The following is a 20,707-nucleotide window of genomic DNA, read 5'->3' as shown; positions in this document are numbered from 1 at the left end:
ATTGATATGCTTGTTTCACAGGTTTGTTTTGGTTACACGAAAAAATGACAACAGCTAAAAGTAAGAAAATATTTCTCATACGCGTCGGAAAGAAGGATTTGTGGTGGTTAGACTGATATTTTTTTACTCAAAATAAATATAAAAAGTATTGTTCTTTTTATACATTTATAACTAAATGCAAGTATTGAAAGTATAGTATATCTGATATATTAAATACATTTCCGGTTTATAGAATTATCAATACTTTAATGAAAATCTTTTAATACTTTTTGTATTTATAATAACCATTACAAGTACTAACCGGACGCTCCTTTTGATATTTCTTCAAACATTTAGATAGTATAAATCTTTAAATACATATAAAACTTTAAACTCATATACAAAGTAACACCTGGTCAGTACTTCTATTCTAAATCTACAAAAAACCGCCACCAATCCTGTTCTGTGGTGGTAGTTGCATTATATTTGAGTTTCGATCATAAACTTACCTCATGGAAAAACCCGTTCACAAGCTGTTCCTTCTGGACGCTATGGCCTTGATTTACAGGGCTCATTTCGCGTTTATCAAGGCACCACGCATCACTTCAAAAGGACTGAACACCAGCGCCGTTTTCGGCTTTACCAACACACTGCTCGAAGTACTCCAGAAAGAGAAACCAACCCATATCGGCGTTGCATTCGACACCGCCGCACCTACCTTCCGCCATGTCCAGTTCGAGGCTTACAAAGCCCAGCGCGAGGCACAGCCCGAGGATATTACGGTGGCGATCCCGCTCGTGAAACGACTGCTGAAAGGCATGTGTATCCCTATTCTGGAACTGGATGGCTACGAGGCCGACGACATTATTGGTACCATTGCCAAGGAAGCGTCGCGCGAAGGTTTCGAGGTTTTCATGATGACGCCCGACAAGGATTACGGGCAACTGGTCGAACAATACATACACATTTACAAACCCGCATTCCTCGGTAAAGGCGCCGAAGTACTGGGCGTTCAGGAAATACTCGACCGCTGGCAGATCCAGCGGATCGACCAGGTGATCGACATTCTGGGCCTGATGGGCGATGCGGTGGATAACATACCGGGCATCCCGGGTGTGGGCGAAAAAACGGCCCAGAAACTCATCCAGGAATACGACACGATCGAAAACCTGATCACGCACGCCGATGAAATCAAAGGCAAGCTCGGTGAAAAGGTCCGTGAGAACTTCGATAAGGCCATATTGAGCAAACAGCTTGCAACGATCGATTGCAAAGTGCCCGTGCCGTTCGATGCGGAGGACCTCACTATTTGCGCACCAAATGCCGAACTTATAGCCGATCTGTTTGATGAGCTTGAATTCAAAACATTAAAAACCCGCATTCTGGGCGTTTCGGCGGGCGGAACTTCTGCACCTTCCCAACGACCGGGCGGAGCTCCTGCCCCTCAGGCCCGCAAGGCCGCCAAAGGCCAGCTTGACATTTTCGGTAATCCAACGGAGGAAATCGGCCAGCAACCGGCTGTCGTCAGCGGCGATCTTGCCGACGGCGAGCTTACCGAAGATACGGAAGGTGTCCGCATTCCAACTTCAAAAAAGACCATCGACAATACTTTCCACCGGTACCACACCGTGGACACGCCCGAACTGATGACGAGCCTCGCTCATTATCTGAGCTTGCAGGAAGCATTCTGTTTCGACACCGAAACCACTTCGCTCGACACGACTGATGCCGAACTGGTAGGGCTTTCGTTTTCCTACCTCGCTGGCGAAGCATTCTACATTCCCGTGCCCGCCGACCGCGAAAAAGCGCAGGAGATCGTCGAATATTTCAGGGGTATTTTTGAGAATGAAAACATTGAAAAAATTGGCCAGAACATCAAGTATGACTTGCTTGTACTGAAAAACTACGGCATAGAAGTGCATGGCAGGCTGAGCGATACGATGCTCGCGCATTACCTGCTCGAACCCGATAAACGCCACGGTATGGACATCCTGGCGGCTTCCTACCTGAATTATGAACCGGTATCGATTACGGAGCTGATCGGTAAAAAAGGGGTAAAACAAGGCAACATGCGTGATGTGGCTATACCGGAAATCACCCAATATGCGGGCGAGGATGCCGATATTACCTTCCAGCTCAACACGATTTTCAGCCGCGAATTACCCAAAGTGAATGCAGCAAAGCTGTTTTACGAAGTGGAAATGCCACTGACAAAAGTACTCGCATCGATGGAAAACACGGGCGTACGACTGGATATCAATGCATTGAAGGAGATGTCGGCCGTGCTCGAATTGGACCTTCGCCAGACCGAATCGGAAATCTATGAAGCGGCCGGGCAATCGTTCAATATCAGTTCGCCCAAGCAACTTGGAGAAGTCCTTTTCGAGAAGATGAAGCTGATCGAAAAGCCTAAAAAAACGAAAACAGGGCAGTACGCGACCGGCGAGGAAATCCTTTCGGACCTGGAAGCGAACCACCTGATTGCACGCAAAATACTGGATTATAGGGAGTTACAAAAACTCAAATCGACTTACGTAGACGCATTGCCGACCATGGTAAGCGGCCGTACCGGTCGTATTCACACTTCCTACAACCAGGCGGTGGCAGCAACCGGACGTTTGAGCTCAACCAATCCTAACCTGCAAAACATTCCGATCCGTACGCCGCGCGGCCGCGAGATCCGCAAAGCATTCGTGCCCGATAATGACGATTTCCAGATCCTTTCCGCGGATTATTCGCAGATTGAACTGCGCATTATGGCGGCATTCAGCGGCGATGCAAGTATGACCGAGGCGTTCAACCAGGGCCGCGACATCCACGCGACCACGGCCAGCAAGGTGTTTTCTGTGCCGCTGGAAGAGGTGACTTCGGATATGCGGCGTAAGTCGAAAATGGTCAATTTTGGTATTATTTACGGCATTTCGGCATTCGGCCTCGCGCAGCGCCTGGGCATACCGCGCGGGGAAGCGAGCGAGATCATCCGCGCCTATTTCGAGGAATTTCCGGCTGTAAAAGGTTATATGGACAAGGTTGTGAACGACGCCCGTGAACGGCAATATGTGGAGACCATCCTTGGCCGCCGCCGATATCTGCCGGATATCAACTCCCGCAACCAGACCAACCGCGGCTATGCCGAACGAAACGCCATCAATGCCCCGATCCAGGGCTCAGCGGCGGATATGATCAAGGTAGCGATGATCAACATCCACGACTGGATGGCGAAAGAAAAACTCAAATCGCGCATGATCCTGCAAGTGCATGACGAATTGGTATTCGACGCCCACACATCAGAAATCGATTTGCTGAAAGAAAAAGTAGATGAATTAATGCGAAATGCGATCCCGATGGCCGTGAGAATGGAAACAGGTATCGGCGTCGGCGCCAACTGGCTGGAAGCGCATTGATTTGGGCTAAACGAAAAAGGGAGACGAGCATACAGATGTCATGCTGGAGCGAAGTCGAAGCACTTGCACTACGGTACAATTCACCGTACTGACTGTCTTCGACTTCGCTCAGACCGACATTTTACCTACTTAGCCACCCAAGTACGGGTATTCAAATCGTCGGTACCCTGCCGTTTCACGGCTTCTTCACGATTGGCGCCATTAAGCGATTGTTCCGACAATGGATAAATGAAGCGTACCGGCACGCGGTTCTGGTTGAGGTTGTCTGGGCCTGGCTTGATTTCCGGCATGCCGGTGCGGCGCCAGTCGAACCAGCCTTCGAGACCATTGAAGTAATAAGCAATCCACTTCTGCAAGGCTATTTTCGCCAGTTTTTCGGCGCCGGTTCCTGTGTAAGCCACGGCCGGCTGTGTGTAATAAGAGGCATCCGGCGTCACATTGATCCCATATGACGAGGGAACCACGCTTTTCCAGTACTCGAAATTACTCTGGATACCTTTCGTGTAATAACCTTCGGCAGTGCCAGCTGTGATCCAGCCTTTCTCGCGTGCTTCTGCGAGAATAAATTGCAGTTCAGAGTAGTTCATAATGATTCCACGCGGTGCGGAAGGATCGGGCGGTGCTTGCCCAGGGTCGTTGCACACGAGGCACGCAAATGTGTAACCCACACGCGAAACACCCTGCGGGCCGCCATTGTAGTTCAATGCAGGCACATCACCCAGTCCATTGGGAACACCTTCGATCACCGGTTTGCCAGCTGTCACGGACGATTGCGAAGGACGGCCGAAAACCATCAGGCGCGGATCTTTCAATGCCGTGAGGCGGTCGCTAAGGGTCTTACTTACGCGGAACTCATCGAATGAACCTACCCGCGCGCCGTACAGTGCCCATTGATTGGGTGCTGCTGCGAGGTATCTCAACTCGGCATTGTCCTGATTGCCTTCAAAAACCGGGTTTTTCGCCGGATCGGCAAGGATAGCCTGCATGTCGGCTTTCACGTCTTTCTGTTTCGAAATACGCATCAGGTAGCGCAGGCGCAAAGAGTTTGCCAGTTTCCGCCATTTGATCAGTGATCCGGTACCTCCTCCGAAAAGAATGTCTCCCGAAACCGCCGTGGTGCTCGTGGTGAGGATGTCGTTGGCAGTTTTAAGATCGGCCAGGACGCCTGCGTAAACGCTTTCCTGCGTGTCGTATTTCGGCAGGTAAACACCGTCGGTCTTGCCTTTTGTTGCCTCCGTATAGGGGATATCGCCATAAGCGTCGGTCGCGAGCGCAAACATCCACGATTTCAGGATCAGCGCGATGCCTTTGTAAGCATTGGCGTCGTCGGTACCAACCTGGTCGAGGATGTTTTTTACATTACGCATACCGCCATACACATTGTCCCAGACGCCGTTCTGCTGGCCCCACAGGTAGCGATCCTCGTTCACGAACTGGATCTTGGCATGGTGTTGCACCACGATGTTCCCGATGCCCCAGGCATCGTTTACCTGGCTATTCACCATATTCCGGATCACACCGGCCAGCAAGAGGTCGGGCGTGACGTCGTTCGGCACGTTTCTATTGGTATTAACCTCCTCAAAATCGTTGGTACATGCCCCGGCTGATACGATCAGCAGCAGCACCATATATATCGGAATAAGCTTTTTCATTGTTTTCCAATTGAAATTTTACAGTTTGAAACTCACATTGAACCCATAGCTGCGGCTCGAAGGGATCGACATATATTCGATACCCGGCAATGCAGTTCCGCCGTTATAAGCCATTGTTTCGGGATCCACGTGCGGTACTTTCGACCACAACGCCAGATTACGTCCCACCACCGAAATGGTGATATTCTTGATCGGGGAACGGCCCAGGATACGGTTAGGGATCGAGTAACCCAGCTGTACTTCGCGAAGTTTCACAAACGAAGCATCGTACATCACACCTTCCGCGATGTTCCGTCCGCCGGTGTAAGCCGTGTGCCAGGCGCGAGCCGTCAGTTTCACCTCGTTTTTGCTGAATGAGCCATCGGCATTCTGTACCACTCCGTCACCGATCACGCCATTGCCTGGCTTGCTCAGGTCGTAGCCGTCTGCACGTCCTTCGAGTGTCTCTTTAATGATACCACCTTCACGACCAACAGTTTGCGTATGTGAATACAGTTTTCCGCCATGACGAACATCGAACAGGAAGCTCAATTTTACATTCTTGTAATTGAATTGATTGGAAATACCCGCCAGCCAGTCCGGATTGTAGTTACCCATTTTCTGAACATTGGTAGTAGGCACCGGACGGCCGTCCTTGTAAACGATCTGGCCTACATTCTGGCCTGTCGCGTCGTAATAGGGCGATGAAGGACTGCTGTTCTGTACGCGTGCGAATGCGATCCCGTACATATCTCCCATTCTTTCGCCCACACGGGCCTCGATGCTCACACCTTTGCTCGCCATCACGAAGTTCTTGATGCCGTCGGAAAGTTCGAGCACTTTACTGCGGTTGGCCGAGAAATTGACGCCGATATTCCATTTGAAATCGTTGATTTCTACAGGCGTTACATTCAGCATGGTTTCAAAACCCCAGTTTTTGATCTCACCCGCATTGAAAAAACGGCCGTTATAGCCTGTTGTTTGTGAAAGCGGGATTTGGAGGATCTGGTTTTTGGTTTTGCTTTGATAGAATGTGAAGTCCAGGCCGATGCGGTTCTTGAAGAAACGCAGGTCTGCACCCAATTCGTAGGCAGTGCTGATCTCAGGTTTCAGCTTGAGGTTAGCTAGACGGTCCGTTTCTCCGTAGATCTGCGAGCTTCCGAAAGGCGTGCTCGGGTTGTATGCCTGTGTGAAAGTAAACGGATCGGTATCATTACCCACCTGCGCAAAACTGGCCCGGAGTTTGGCAAAAGAGATTACTTCCGGGAGCTTGGTCATATCGCTCACCACGGCACTCAATGCTACCGACGGGTAGAAATACGAGTTGTTTTCGGTACCGAATGCTTTCAGGGCTGTCGGGAGCGTCAATGCGCTACTCCAGTCGTTACGTGCCGTAATGTCGAGGAAAAGATAATTCCGGAAAGAAACCGAAGCCGAACCGTACAAGCTGTTGATGCGCTTGCCGACCCTGCTCTGCGAAGCCACGAGCGCAATGCGTGAGTTGGTCAGGTTATAAATGCCGGGCAGGTTCAGCTGGCCTGCGTTTTCCTCGTCATAAATAGAACTTTGGCGGTTCTGGTTGCCACCGAATGTCGCTGATACATTGATATCCTTACTTACGTCTTTATTGAACGACAACAGAAAATCGCTGTTACGTTCCTCGGTATTAACTTTCACCTCGCGGTACTGTCCAAAAGGGAAACGTTGCGTGCTGAACGCGCGACGGTATTCGCGGCGCTCGTTACCCCAGTCGGTTGCCGTGCGGACCTGCAAGCTCAGCCAGTCGGTGAAATCGTATTTCAGGATAACGTTCCCGATAATGCGGTTCACATCCTGGCCGTTCGTGTTTTCGAAAACCGTCAGGTAAGGGTTATCGTGGTAGTTGTAGTTCCAGCTGAACTGGCGGCGGTCTTCCAAACCGTTCATCCATAAACGTTTCATATCCGAAACATCCACCGAACGCGGCAGCCAGCAGTTGAACAGGTACATAATGCTTTCCGTACCGTAGCTGATCGAGGGACGATTGCCGCTCGCGCTTTTGATATAGCTTACAAAAGTCTTGGCCGAGAACTTCTTCGTCAGATTGTAACCTGCACTTAATGAGACGGTATGGCGTTTCAAATCGGTGTTTGGCACAATACCAGTCTGATCCAGGTTGGTATAAGACAAGCGGAAACTACCCTGGTCGTTATTGCCGATCAAAGCGACGTTGTTTGTCAACGTACGTCCTGTTTGCAAAAAGTCCTTCAAACCGTTTACATCTGCTACCCAGGGCGTTGCAGTAATAACACTTCCGGCCGGTGCATTCAGGTCGCCACCCAGGAAAGGGATTACCTGTCCGTTCAGTGTGCGCGGCGAATTGTATTGCGGGTAGCTCTGTCCTTTGAATTCAGGTCCCCAGCCTTCGTCGGTACCGTCGGTCAGACCACCGCCCGCGCCGTTCACGAACGCGAAATCGCCTCCGTTACCGTTTCCTTGCCCATATTTATTCTGATATTCAGGCAATTTCAATGCGCGTTCGAAGGTGGTGTTGCTGTTAACTTCCACACCGATACCCTTGTTGCCCTTGCCCGATTTGGTGGTGATCAGGATTACCCCGTTGGCCGCCCTTGAACCGTACAATGCCGCAGCGGCCGGTCCTTTCAGCACGCTCATCGTCTCTACGTCGTCGGGGTTGATAAAGCTCGCTCCATTCCCGAAATCGACTTCAAGGTTACCCTGGCCCGAGCCACCCGTGATGGAGTTGCTGATAGGCACCCCGTCGATCACGTACAACGGCTGGTTTTTGTTCAGATCCACCGAGCGCTCGCCCCGGATCGTCACCCGTGCCGAACCACCGATACCCGACGGGCTGCCAACGACCGTCACACCGGCCACTTTACCCGCCAACTGGTTGACAATGTTTGTCTCACGTGCCGTAACGATGCTTTCGCCTTTCAGCTCCTGTACCGCGTAACCGAGCTTACGGACATCCTTTTTAATACCAAGGGCGGTTACGACCACTTCCGAGAGCTGTTTCGAATCTGCAAAAAGCGTCACATCCGCCACAGCGCGGCCGGAAACGGTCACTTCGTGCGAAACGTAGCCGAGGAACGAGAATGTCAGCACCGAACTGGCGCCCTTCACCGTAATCTGATACTTTCCATTCGAATCGGTAACTGTGCCGTTATTAGTCCCTTTTTCGATGACGCTCACGCCCGCAAGAGGGGCCCTGTCATCGTCGGAAATCACCTGCCCGGTAACGACCGACTGCGCGATGCCCGCATGCGAGTACATCAGGCCCGTAAGCGCGATACCCGCGCACGCGCCGCTTCTGAAAATACTCAGCCGGAAGCATAAGTAAAATTGTTTGATCATGAGCACTTTGGTTGTTTTAGGTGAGAAAGATTGGAACAGGCAAAAACGCCTAACAAAACGCAAAAATCCGGTTAAATACAGTCTATTGTGTTAAGTATTTATTAACATACCATAAACAAATCGGCCACTTGGAATGCTACCCCTGGCAACGGCCCGACAGACCGTTAACGACTACTGATCAATGCTTGAAAATCTCACTAACTATTACTGATGCCTCGTTCGCGGGGCGCTATACGCACCCACCGCGTCCGTCTAAATTTACAAAATCGGCCTTAATAAAAAACAACCATGCGCGCTTCCAGCAACCTGTTTTATAACAATTTATGGAAAACACGCTCCGTAACTCACCACACAGCACATTGGTTTTGAAATAATACAGTAAAATCCCCGATCAGGGCTATTCCGCGGCCGTAGGAAAACACTCCCCTACACCTGGGCAGTCTCCACCGCCACTTCCGCGTCAACTCTCTTCGCTATACGCCACCGGGAAATTATTCATCGCTGTTAAACAATTGCTTATCCAATCGATACACACGATCATTCCCTTGTTACCATGTGATCGAATTGTCATATCAATGCGTAACTGGTGTAGGTGATCTGGATTACCACCCACTTCAAAACCTGTCCGCCCCCTTAACAACAGCAGAATTTCAAGATCCCGAGAGGCCATCGCAGTCCAGACCCGCTTTCAACCCGTCCCGGACTGAGCTTTCTGAAAATTAATTCATACTATTTCCGGATATATTAGTAGAAAAAATTCCGAACTTCGCTTTTTAATTGTAAACAATACACTTAATCGATTCCAATGCATCAATTGTTTCAGAAAGTCTCCCTCCTGCTCCTGGCTTGTCCGGTGATGGTGATGGGCCAGACAGCGAAGGGGAATTATTCTCCGCTTCCCCTCAAGGACCTCAGCGCATTTGAAAGCGCCTCTCCCAACTGGTCGATACAAGGTGGCATTTCCATACACCCTTCAGGTGCGGCGAAGCCCAAGACGCTGGCCGGAGAGGGCGTGCTGATCGGAAATGCAGGAACCGTCCTGACGACCAAACTGAAAGCGAGCGACCTCCGGTTGTACATCGAATTCAACGTCGCGCCGGGAGCCGAAGGAAATATCATCCTTCCGGGCGGACAAAAAGTGAAGATCTCGGACAGCAGTAAACAAAAGGTGGCGGACGCCTCTACTTCGGGCTATATCGGCCAGTTCCCAAACCAGAATGCTGCCAAATCAGCCGGTCTGTGGCAGACACTCGAAATTTCCTATGATGCATCGGTACCACACATTCCTAACTCCGCACGCCTGAACGCCCTTTCGCTGAATGGTGTCACAGTCCTTGAAACCGTTTATCTTCCTAATTCAAAAGCTGCGGCGGACGGACAGCCCATCGCATTCGAGGTTACCAAAGGCAGCATCGCATTCCGTAATGTGGGATACCAGCTTCTTGCTAACCGTAAACCATTGTCAGTCAACAACCTGAACTACAAAGTTTATTCGGACAAATGGGATGCCAAAGAATATAGCAAGCTCGATCACGAAGGCCAGTCGCCTGTGCTCACACAGGAGGTGACGAACGGAATGCGGGAATTTCACCTGGTTTATGAAGGTGATATCGACGTTACCGAGGCGGGCGACTATATTTTCACCGCCATTTATTCGGGTCCTGTTCTTTCGGTCGATATCGACGGCAAAAGTGTAATTTCGTCGGGAGAAGCCACTTCGCAGGAAACGCACACGGGCTCTGTTAGCCTGCCACAGGGCAAACACAAATTCAAAATCTACTACTCGCGCTTCCCGTGGCGCCAGCCTGCACTGGGGCTGCGCGTGGAAAAATCGGGCGTGCGGCCTTACGATCTGCATTCGCTGTCGTCCCTGCCGGAGCCTGAGCCTAAGCCGTACATCAGCGTAACGCCTGAAATGCGTCCCGAAATGGTGCGATCGTTCATTCAGCTGGAAGGCGAGAAAAACAAACGCACCCATTGCATCTCTGTGGGAAGTCCTGATGGCTGGAATTACACCGTCGACCTGAACCGTGGTGCATTGGTACAGGCATGGCGCGGGCAGTTTGCCGATGTTACCGAAATGTGGTATGAGCGCGGTGAGCCACAATTGCTATTTCCTGCCGGTCTCAAAGTACATGTCTCCGGCCGCAGCAGCGTAGCGGTGCTCGATAATGCGAATACAGTTTGGCCCGATTCTTCCAATATCAATTTTCTCGGCTACAAAATCGACCAGAAAGGTTACCCGGTGTTCCGGTATGCCATCGGCTCGGCGACGGTGAGTGACGAAATGGTGTCCGGCGGCAACAGCCTTTCGCGTACGTTCCGCGTGGACGGTACGCCATCCGGCTCGCTCTATTCCTTGCTGGCGAGTGGCAAGCAGATCACCGAAATAGAGAAAGGACTTTACCAGATCGACGACCGCTTTTTTGTGCAGGTCGATAAAAAAGCCAAAGCGGTGGTACGTCCTGCTGGCGAAATGAAGGAGCTTATCCTTCCCGTTTCCAGCACGACCAGCTATTCCCTGTTTTGGTAAAAACCTCATTATCTGATTTGTATCGATGAAAAACATTCTTTTAACTACCTTGCTTACCGCCGGCTGTGCCAGTGCATTTGCTCAGTCCAAGCCCAATAAAATCGACGATTACTACCGCATTATCACCATACCCATTCCTGAAAACATCAAAATGGAAGTCGGCGGCATGCAGGTTTTGCCGGATGGCCGCCTCGCTACCTCCACCCGCCGCGGTGAGGTTTGGATGATCGGTAACCCGTACCTGAAAGGTGACGGCAAGCCTTCGTTCCATCGCTTCGCGTCAGGCCTTCATGAGCCGCTGGGGTTGTATTACCGGGGCAAGGATTTCCTTGTATCCCAGCGCGGTGAGGTAACACGCCTCGAAGACACGGATAATGACGGCGTGGCGGACATTTACGATTCGTTTACGCGCTGGCCATTGTCGGGCAATTACCACCAGTATTCCTATGGTCCTGTGGCAATGCCCAACGGCGAAATGCTTGTTACACTCAACCTCGACTGGGTTGGCCGCGGTGCAAGCCAGTCGAAATGGCGTGGATGGATGCTGAAACTCGGCCAGGATGGCAAGCTAACGCCCTATGCAACGGGCCTGCGCTCCCCTTCTGGTTTCGGTTCGTATAAAGGAGATATTTTTTATACTGAAAACCAGGGCGACTGGGTCGGTTCCGGCCGTATGACGCACCTTGAAAAAGGTGATTTCGCGGGTAACCCGGCAGGTTTGCGTTGGAGCAAGGAAGAAGGATCACCTGTGAAACTAACTCCCGAAGATGTTCCGAGCACCGGAGAGCCGCTTTATGACGTTGCCAAGAAAGTCCCTGGCCTGAAACCACCGGCAGTATGGTTTCCGCATACATTGGTGGGGATCTCCACCTCCGATTTCAAGGAAGACGTGACCAATGGCGCATTCGGGCCATTTACGGGACAGATGTTCGTGGGTGACCAGGGGCACAGCATTATTACACGGGTAGATCTCGAAAAAGTGAACGGCGTGTGGCAGGGAACCGTTTTCCCTTTCCGCGAAGGCTTCATGTCGGGTATCCTGCGTCTCGAATGGGGCCTCGACGGCTCGATGTTCGTGGGCCAGACAAGCCGCGGATGGGCAGCTACGGGTAAGGAAGAATTTGGTATCCAAAGACTCGTGTGGACGGGTAAAATGCCATTCGAAATGAAGACCGTACGCTCTACGCCCGACGGGTTTGAGATTACCTTCACCAGCCCTGTCGACAAAAAAGCAGCTGCGGAACAGGATGCTTACAAAATGAACAGTTTCACTTACCGCTACCACCGCACTTACGGCAGCCCGATCATCAATACACAGGAAGTGCCGTTGAAAGGCATTATCGTTTCGGAAGACGGCTTGCGCGTGCGCCTCGTAGTTGATCCCGCCGCATTACGTAAAGGATACATCCACGAAATCAAAGCAGATGGAGTGAAATCGGCCGACGGCAACAACCTGCTGCACGCAACCGGTTATTACACATTGAACGAGATCGCAGGAGGACACGCGACCAATCCATCGCAGTTTACAACGACCGTGAAAGCAATGGCCGAGATGGACCACAGCGCCCATGGAGCCGCCACATCGGCCTCGACGAGTGGTGAACCGACAGCAAATACCGCTGCGTCGGCCAAACGTGTAACCGAAATGCCGGCGAGTTGGACCAACGGCCCGGACCAGGTAGTAACGATCGGAACGGTACCCGGTTTGAAATTTGATATTTCTGAAATACAGGTGAAAGCGGGCAGCAAAATCAAAGTGGTCTTCAACAACAACGACGATATGCTGCATAACCTGGTCATTACCAAACCGGGAGCCGCCAATGCGGTAGGCGAAGCGGGCCTGAACCTGGGTTTGAAAGGCTCCGAATTGAACTATGTACCGAAAACAAACGACGTGCTTTTCCATACCAACATCGTAGAACCGGAAAAATCGGAAGCGATCTATTTTGTAGCACCGAAACAGGCTGGCATTTACCAGTATGTTTGCACATTCCCCGGCCATTACACGCTGATGCAGGGAAAACTCAAAGTGATTAAATAGCCGCCCAGGCGGTATTCCTGCGGGGCGGCGAAACACCGCCCCGTTTTATTTTCCCCTGACAGATCAAAACCGAATAATTACTGCGGTTTCGCAAGGAGAATACCAGTATCTGCCACTTTGATTGGCACAATTCATTGATTTAATACAACATTGCCGTTACATTAAGGATTTGAATCAGGAAGAAAAAATATCGAACGCCAGTGAGCTGAATATCAGGCTCTGGCAGCGGTTCAAGGCCGGCGACGCGGAGGCGCTCGGGCAGCTTGCCCAAACGCATTACCGGGCGCTGTACAACTATGCCACCAAGTTCTCGTCCGATCCCGATTTCATCCGCGACTCCATTCAGGAACTTTTCCTCGAACTCTGGGAGCGCCGAAATTTTCTCTCCGAAACGGCATTCGTCAAATCCTACCTGCTCAAAGCGCTCCGGCACAAGCTCATCAAGGAAAGTATCCGGCTCAAACGGTTCCATGAGCCACAAGTAGCCATTTTCGACGCCGATCCATCGGATCCTTCCATCGAAACCAACATTATCGAAGCCGAGCACATCCGTTTCCAGAACGGCCACCTCAAACGCATCATTTCCCTGCTCTCCAAACGCCAGCAGGAGATCATCTACCTCCGCTTTTACCAGAACCTCGACAACGAAGACATCGCCAGCATCATGGGCCTCGGCCGCCAGAGTGTTTCAAATTTGCTCTACCGGACATTAAAAGAAATCAAAGAAATCTGGGCTCCGGCTGAGTTTTTTTGGTTGTTGCTTTTTTTGCTATCGTAGGAAAGGGAAGAAAGGGAGGATGGAGGAAAGGGAGGACGGAGGAAAGGGAGGATGGAGGGATTAAACGCAGATTTCTGTTGTTACATCCTTAACGGGATTTACGCTCCTAATGCGTCGTATTTCTACCGATATTACATCGCTACGCGATTCGATAACGAAAATGAAAACATGAGGCCAGGATAACTGACTTCCGGTTTGCTTTAAAATATTTTCCAGATTTAAAATATATCAACCATTCTAAACTATTAAATCATTTAATACTTATTTACCTTTTATACCATTTCTCCCATTCCAACCTTTGCCCCCCCCTCCATCTTCCCTCCCTCCCTTTCCTCCCTTTCCTCCCTTTCCTCCCTTTCCTCCCCTTCCCCTTCCTCCCTTTTTATAACTTTTCAAAATTTTTTTTGACTTTTTTGGTTATCCCTGCATTCAAAACAGACATACTATTTTAAAGAGTCCGTAAATGCTCTGAACCGTATGTTTTTGTTTTGCCGATGAGCTTACACCGAATATTTACCGTGGAGGAACTGGCGACGGACGAATCGTTCCGACGCTGGGTAATGGCGCCTACGCCGGATCTCGACCGTTACTGGCAGCAATGGCTGCAACAAAATCCCGATCGTGCAGGCGTCGCGGCGCGCGCACGGGAGCTGGTATTGGCGGTGCATGAAATCTATAAGGACGATCTTTCCGAGGAAATGCTTCGGCACGAAATCGGGGAAATCACGCGCATAGCCGGCGAGCGGAAAGCGGAAAGACGTGTTCCTTTCTACCAGCGCGCGGTTTGGAGGGCGGCCGCCATATTAGTGCTCACAGGCGGGTTCAGCTGGCTTTATTACACTACACATAACACGACAGCGCCATCGGGAAAAGGGCATGAATTTACCTCTACCAACGAAATGCTGGTAAAAAGCAACTCTTCGGACGTCGAAATGACGGTTCTGCTAAGCGACAACAGTGTGGCTACGCTTTCGAAGGGCAGCAGTATCCGCTACCCCCGGCAGTTTGCAGCCAACGAACGCCGTGTTTACCTGACCGGTGAGGCGTTTTTCGATGTGGCCAAAAATCCGGACCAGCCGTTCCTGGTCTACACCCATGAAACAGTGACCAAAGTGCTCGGTACCAGCTTCCGTATCAAGGCTTTTGAGGGCGATAATACCGAAATGGTAGCGGTAAAAACGGGCCGCGTATCCGTCTTTCCAAAAACCGAATATGAGGCAACCGGCAAGCCTTCGGGTGTAATCCTGAACCCCAACCAACAGGTTGTTTTCAATCGCAGGGATAATAAACTTGAAAAAGCCGTTACCGCCAACCCGGTGCTATTGGCCGAATCAACTGTGGTGAAAGAGCAGGTGTTTGACGACCGGCCCGTAACCGAAGCATTCGACGTCCTGGCTAAGGCCTACGGCATTAGCATTACCTATAATGCAGAAACGCTTTCCGACTGTGTGATCAGCGCCCAGTTTGGAGACGAAAACCTGAAACAACGATTGAATGCTATATGCCAGGCCATCGGTGCCGGCTATGATATGGAGAATGGTCGCGTCGTGATCCGTTCCAAAGGTTGTAATTAATGAGCCGCAAAAACGGTCATTGCCAAATTCTAGACCCTTTTCAGGACTAAAATCACCTACCATTAATCCCAAATTTGCCTATGACATACCAGTGACCCCACTACCCCTTTGAATGATAAAGAGCCAGTGATGATTGCGCCATCACCGGCCCTGCGCCTCCCCTCGCCCGGACTGGAATCTGCGGCGATACAGGAGCATTTTGTCCCATCATTTCAATCCTGAACAAAACTTTCAAAAGTATGAAAAAACACCGACATCTATCCCGGCTACTTTACAGGGTTATGAGAATATCACTTTACCAATTATTAATTGCCTTAATCTTTGCCACTGTGTCAGCAGCGGGCAACGCCGGGGCACAGGATATTCTGAACCAGAAGATCACCATCCAGGTCAATAACCTGGAAATGAAGACCGTACTGAGCAAACTCAACAAGCTGACACAGTTGCGTTTCACATATAACTCTTCCCTGATCAAATCACAGCGGAAGGTCTCTATCAATGCCGTGGACCGGCCGCTGGCCGACATCCTGGACGATCTTTTCAAGCCTGCCAACATTACCTACAAAATTGACGGCAAGCAGGTGGTGCTCATTAAAAACACGGCCGAACCCGGCAGCGCGTTACCCGAAATGATCCGCAACCAAAGCGACATCGACCGGAACATTACAGGCAGGGTAACCGACGAGCAAGGCCTTCCACTCCCGGGTGTCAGCATTATCGTCAAGGGCACAAAAACCGGCACTGCGACCGGCAGCGACGGCGCCTTCCAGCTAAGCGTTCCCGAGGCGGGCGGCACGCTCGTGTTCTCGTTCGTCGGTTTCACGACGCAGGAAATTCCACTAGCCAACCAGTCAAATTTTGATATTTCGATGAAGTCGGATGTCCACAACCTCGAAATGGTGGTCGTAACGGCACTCGGTATCAAGCGGGATGCGAAAAAGCTGGGCTATTCGACGGCGACCGTCAATACCGAGGAGCTTACTACCAACCGTACCACCAACCTGGGCAACAGCCTGCAAGGCAAAGTGGCCGGTTTGAACGTAACGCCACCGGCGAGCGGTCCGGGCGGCTCTACCAAAATCCGTATCCGCGGCCAGTCGTCATTTGGCGGCAACAATTCCCCGCTCATTATCGTGAACGGCATTCCGATCAACAACAGCAGCGTTTCGGCGGGCGGTTCCAATGGAAACGGCACAGGCAACCCCACGGGTGGTTCTTCCGACGCGGGCGATGGCTTGCAAAGTATTAACCAGGACGATATCGAGTCGATGACGGTACTGAAAGGCGCGGCCGCAGCCGCATTGTACGGGTTCCGTGCGAAGGACGGTGCGATCATTATCACCACCAAAAGCGGCATCAAAACGACCGGTATAGGTGTGGAACTGAACTCGAATTTCCAGGCCCAGGAGGCATTGGATTACACTGATTTTCAATATGAATACGGCCAGGGAGAATTCGGAAAACGGCCCACAAATGTGGCAGAAGCACAAAGCTCGGGTGTGTTTGCATTCGGCGAGAAGCTGGACGGCAAACCGACGCCGCAGTTTGACGGCAGTACCCAGCCTTACGTGGCCCATAAAGACCGTATCAAAAAGTTTTACCGTACTGGAACCAGTTTTACCAACTCAGTTGCCTTATCTGGCGGCAATGAAAAAGGAAATTTCCGCCTGTCATTTGCCAATACCGATGCCAATGCGATCATGCCTAATTCGGCCTATCATAAAAGAATCTTCAACCTGGGCCTCAATTACAAGTTTACCCAAAAGCTCTCGGCCCAATTGAACGCGAACTACTCCAACGAGTATAACAAGAACCCGCCGCAGATCGGTATCCAGGACATGAATGCGAATACCACCATTTATACCATGGCTACCAGCATCGACGCCGACTGGCTGAAAAACCGCAAGGATGCCAACGGCAACGAAATGCCCCTGGCGCGTTTTACCAACCGTAATAATCCCTATTGGGTAGCCTACGACCGTTTCGAGAACGTGCGCCGCGACCGTATTTTCGGCAACACTTCGTTGCGTTACGATTTCACCGACTGGTTGTTCGTGCAAGGCCGCATTGGTCAGGATTACTACACCCGTCCGTACAACTACAACCGCCCTACGGGGACACGTTCCATCGGGGCTGTCGCGACCGGTTTCAACGGCTACTATTACCAGGACGTGGCTACCTTCCGCGAGCGCAACATGGATATCCTCATTGGTGCGAACCGTACTTTTGGCGATTTTGGCATCGATATTACTTTGGGTGGCAACCAAATGTTGCAGGTAAACGACAATGTATCCACCGCCGTAACAAACTTCTACGTGCGTGACCTGTACACGATTGCCAATGGCCAGGTAAAAAACCCGAATTACAGTTATAGCAAGAAAAAGGTCAACTCTATTTACGGGGCAGCCGAGTTTTCCTACAAAAACTTCCTGTTTGTGAATGTGACGGGCCGCAACGACTGGTTTTCGACACTCAATCCGCAATCTAACAGCTACTTGTACCCGTCTGTGAGCGGTAGCTTCGTGTTCAGCCAGGCATTCAACAATGCACCCGGATGGCTTACCTATGGTAAACTTCGTGCGGCTTACGCGGAAGTCGGCGGTGATACCGATCCGTACTCCAACAACCTGTATTATGGCATCAATGCAAACCCGTTCAACGGAACGGCATTAGGCAACCTGCCTTCGACTGTCAGCCCCAATGCGAATCTGCGACCTTTGAAAGTGAAGGAAACGGAGGTTGGTCTGGAAATGAAGACATTCGACAGCCGACTGAACATCGATCTTTCGCTCTATCGCAAAAACACGGTTGACGAGATCCTGAACGTGGATATTTCCAATACCTCTGGTTTCAGCCAAACCAAGGTGAATGTAGGTAAGCTGCGCAACCAGGGTGTCGAGTTTTTGCTGACCATCGTGCCGGTGCGCAACGATAATCTCACCTGGGAAACCAGCTTCAACGGAAGCTACAACATCAGCAAGGTCATTGAGCTTGCCGAACGCCAGGCGCGCTTCGATGTGGGGCAGGGCGAGTTTTTCGGGATCGTGTCGCATGAAGTTAACAAGCCACTTGCTTCCCTTCGCGGGTTCGATTATAAGCGCGACGACCAGGGCCGCATTATCACTTCGGGCGGCTTACCACAGCAAGGTAACCTCGTTACTTTTGGCAGCGCTATTCCAAAGTGGGTGGGTGCCTGGGTGAACACCATCAACGTGAAAGGCGTCCGTATCGGAACGCAGATCGATTTCAAGGCTGGTAATAAAATACTTTCTAACTCCAACTTGAACTTCCTGCGTGAGGGACTTTCGAAAACATCGCTCGTAGGCCGCGAAGGCGGTGTGTTGCTGGAAGGCGTAACCGCTACCGGCGAAACCAATGCCCAACGCGTGGAAGCAGAGCAGTTTTACACTGCCTACCGCAGCACCAACCTGGCATCGCCTTTCGTGTACAACGGCGCATTCGTACGCTGGAGAACGCTCTCGGTAGGCTACGATCTGTCGCGTTTCGTGCGTAACAAAACGTTCGTCAAAGGCCTGACGCTTTCCGCCATGTGCAACAATGTGCTAATGATCAAAAAGTACATCGATAACCTCGACCCCGAAGCGCAAGTCTCCGCCTCCGACAACCTCCAGGGCATCGAGACACATACGCTTCCGACGACACGGAGTTACGGGGTTAATTTGAACATTAAGTTGTAACAAAGGAGGAAGGAGGAAAGGGAGGAAGGAGGAAAGGGAAGAAGGGATCCATTCACCGTTCCACAGCGACTCATTCAATCATCGCACCGGCGACCCGGTCAATCATTCAGTCATTCAATCATTCAATCATTCAATCATTCAGTCATTCAATCATTGAACATGAAACGAATATTCATATACGCAGCGGCGATCGCCATTCTCGCGGGGGCGAGTTCTTGCGACAGCGGGTTTGAGGATGTAAACAAAAACCCGGTGCTCGCAACGAGCGTCGACCCGATTTATCTGTTTTCCAATGCCGAGTTCTCATCGGCCATTGCTACGCATAACTATCAGTTGCAGATCGTACAGCAGATCAATACGCCTTACACCGGGGTGGTCGAAGGGGGTAATCACAATGTGGTTTCAGATCCCAATTCTAACGCCAATTTCAACTCGCTTTATCTGCAAAATGGCCCTGTCAATCTGCTGACGACGGTCATCACGCAAACGAAGGACAATCCGGCGCGCAGCAATCTGTACAACATGTCGCGGATCTGGAAAGCTTATGTCTTTATGGTTTTGGTTGATACCTACGGCGACGTGCCGTATTTCGAGGCTGGAAAAGCATTTCTGGAAGGCATTAACCTCCCTAAATACGACGACCAGAAGCTCATTTACGATGATATCCTGAAAGAATTGCAGGAAGGCACCAAAGCGCTCGATGCCGCCAAGGCGATCGAAGGGGGTGATTTGTTTTTCAAAGGAAACATCGCGCAGTGGAAAAAGCTGGGCAACTCGCTCCTCCTGCGTGCTGCAATGCGCTATTCGAAAATCGATGTGGCAAAAGCGAAACAATACGTCGCCATCGCCGTGGACCCTGCCAATGGCGGCTTGCAAAGCTCCAATGCCGACAATGCGCTGATCGCATTCAACAGCACTTTCAACCACCCGCTGGCGAACTATTTCCAGGGTACCGAGCGTGGTAACGTGTATTTGGGCAAAGCATTTATCGATTTTCTGAAAACCACCAACGACCCGCGCCTTCGTGTGATCGCTGTGAAGTATGAAACCCCGGGCAATCCGCTGGCTACCGCGGGGGCCGAAGATACGGCTCCGGCCAATCAGGATGGAATGCCTTACGGTTACAATGAGTCGACCATTACCGGTGCCCCCGGCTTTCCGGGCAAGATCGGTTCCGCGTTCAAGTATTCGCAGATCAACCGCCGTACTGTGGGCAAAATCGATGCGCCGGAGTTTTTCATCACTTACTCTCAGACCGCCCTCCTGCTGGCCGAAGCAGTGCAGCGCGGCTGGGCGACGGGTAATGTAAAAGAGTTGTACGAAGCTGCCGTGAGGGCGCATATGAACCAGATGGCGACCTACGATGTGCTCGCGACCGTTCCTGCCGCTAGCCAGGACGCTTACCTCACCGCCAACCCGTTCATTCCCGCGAAAGCATTGGAACAGATCAATACGCAATACTGGATCTCATCCTTCCTGAACGGCTCCGAAGCTTGGGCTAATTTCCGGAGAAGTGGCTTTCCCGCGCTTCCGGTCAATACTTACCCTGGTAAAGACCCGTCGGTAAAAGACTTCATCAAACGGCTGGTGTACCCCGTTCGTGAGAAGTCTGTGAATGAGGCCAATTATAAAGAGGCCGTCGCACGGATGGGCCCCGACGAGCTCGGAACACCCGTTTTCTGGGATAAATAACAATGAATACTAACCCTTAA

General features: G+C 51.1%; 9 protein-coding genes. 7 read left to right on the top strand and 2 right to left on the bottom strand.

Annotated features, from left to right (window positions below; all coding sequences use genetic code 11):
* Positions 1 to 491 precede the first annotated feature (491 nt).
* Entirely contained in the window at positions 492 to 3,383 is a 2,892-nt protein-coding gene (gene polA, locus AAHB90_RS16485) for a DNA polymerase I (protein ID WP_342086308.1), read from the top strand.
* Positions 3,384 to 3,508: 125 nt separating this feature from the next.
* Here polA and AAHB90_RS16480 read toward each other — a convergent pair whose 3' ends face one another.
* Together AAHB90_RS16480 and AAHB90_RS16475 are read right to left on the bottom strand one after the other, a co-directional pair.
* Positions 3,509 to 5,035 carry a SusD/RagB family nutrient-binding outer membrane lipoprotein gene (locus AAHB90_RS16480; RefSeq protein WP_342086307.1) on the bottom strand — a complete coding sequence of 509 codons (1,527 nt, stop codon included), beginning with the start codon at positions 5,033 to 5,035 and terminating at the stop codon, positions 3,509 to 3,511.
* Positions 5,036 to 5,053: 18 nt separating this feature from the next.
* The gene (locus AAHB90_RS16475; RefSeq protein ID WP_342086306.1) at positions 5,054 to 8,371 is read right to left on the bottom strand and encodes a SusC/RagA family TonB-linked outer membrane protein; all 3,318 of its coding nucleotides are present in this window, start codon (positions 8,369 to 8,371) and stop codon (positions 5,054 to 5,056) included.
* Between the two features lie 805 nt (positions 8,372 to 9,176).
* Between AAHB90_RS16475 and AAHB90_RS16470 the strand changes: the two genes are divergently transcribed.
* The 6 genes from AAHB90_RS16470 (at position 9,177) to AAHB90_RS16445 (ending at position 20,687) form a co-directional block, all read left to right on the top strand.
* Positions 9,177 to 10,904, top strand: a complete 1,728-nt coding sequence (locus AAHB90_RS16470) for a family 16 glycoside hydrolase (protein WP_342086305.1) — start codon at positions 9,177 to 9,179, stop codon at positions 10,902 to 10,904.
* 25 nt (positions 10,905 to 10,929) lie between these two features.
* Positions 10,930 to 12,945, top strand: coding sequence for a plastocyanin/azurin family copper-binding protein (locus AAHB90_RS16465; protein WP_342086304.1), 2,016 nt, complete (start codon positions 10,930 to 10,932; stop codon positions 12,943 to 12,945).
* A gap of 169 nt (positions 12,946 to 13,114) precedes the next feature.
* Entirely contained in the window at positions 13,115 to 13,723 is a 609-nt protein-coding gene (locus tag AAHB90_RS16460) for an RNA polymerase sigma factor (RefSeq protein WP_342086303.1), read from the top strand.
* 494 nt (positions 13,724 to 14,217) lie between these two features.
* The gene (locus AAHB90_RS16455) at positions 14,218 to 15,297 is read left to right on the top strand and encodes a FecR family protein (protein WP_342086302.1); all 1,080 of its coding nucleotides are present in this window, start codon (positions 14,218 to 14,220) and stop codon (positions 15,295 to 15,297) included.
* Between the two features lie 329 nt (positions 15,298 to 15,626).
* The gene (locus AAHB90_RS16450) at positions 15,627 to 18,995 is read left to right on the top strand and encodes a SusC/RagA family TonB-linked outer membrane protein (RefSeq protein WP_342086301.1); all 3,369 of its coding nucleotides are present in this window, start codon (positions 15,627 to 15,629) and stop codon (positions 18,993 to 18,995) included.
* Positions 18,996 to 19,154: 159 nt separating this feature from the next.
* Positions 19,155 to 20,687: a SusD/RagB family nutrient-binding outer membrane lipoprotein gene (locus tag AAHB90_RS16445; protein ID WP_342086300.1), complete on the top strand. Its 1,533-nt coding sequence runs from the start codon at positions 19,155 to 19,157 to the stop codon at positions 20,685 to 20,687.
* Positions 20,688 to 20,707 lie beyond the last annotated feature (20 nt).

Source organism: Dyadobacter sp. OTU695 (assembly GCF_038440355.1).
GTDB lineage: Bacteria > Bacteroidota > Bacteroidia > Cytophagales > Spirosomataceae > Dyadobacter.
This window is presented reverse-complemented; position numbering and strand designations above follow the sequence as displayed.

Bases quoted from the DNA above. Each gene is read 5' to 3' on its own strand.
- AAHB90_RS16445 (WP_342086300.1), top strand. From the start codon at position 19,155: ATGAAACGAATATTCATATACGCAGCGGCGATCGCCATTCTCGCGGGG.
- AAHB90_RS16465 (WP_342086304.1), top strand. From the start codon at position 10,930: ATGAAAAACATTCTTTTAACTACCTTGCTTACCGCCGGCTGTGCCAGT.
- AAHB90_RS16455 (WP_342086302.1), top strand. From the start codon at position 14,218: ATGAGCTTACACCGAATATTTACCGTGGAGGAACTGGCGACGGACGAA.
- AAHB90_RS16480 (WP_342086307.1), bottom strand. From the start codon at position 5,035: ATGAAAAAGCTTATTCCGATATATATGGTGCTGCTGCTGATCGTATCA.
- AAHB90_RS16470 (WP_342086305.1), top strand. From the start codon at position 9,177: ATGCATCAATTGTTTCAGAAAGTCTCCCTCCTGCTCCTGGCTTGTCCG.
- polA (WP_342086308.1), top strand. From the start codon at position 492: ATGGAAAAACCCGTTCACAAGCTGTTCCTTCTGGACGCTATGGCCTTG.
- AAHB90_RS16475 (WP_342086306.1), bottom strand. From the start codon at position 8,371: ATGATCAAACAATTTTACTTATGCTTCCGGCTGAGTATTTTCAGAAGC.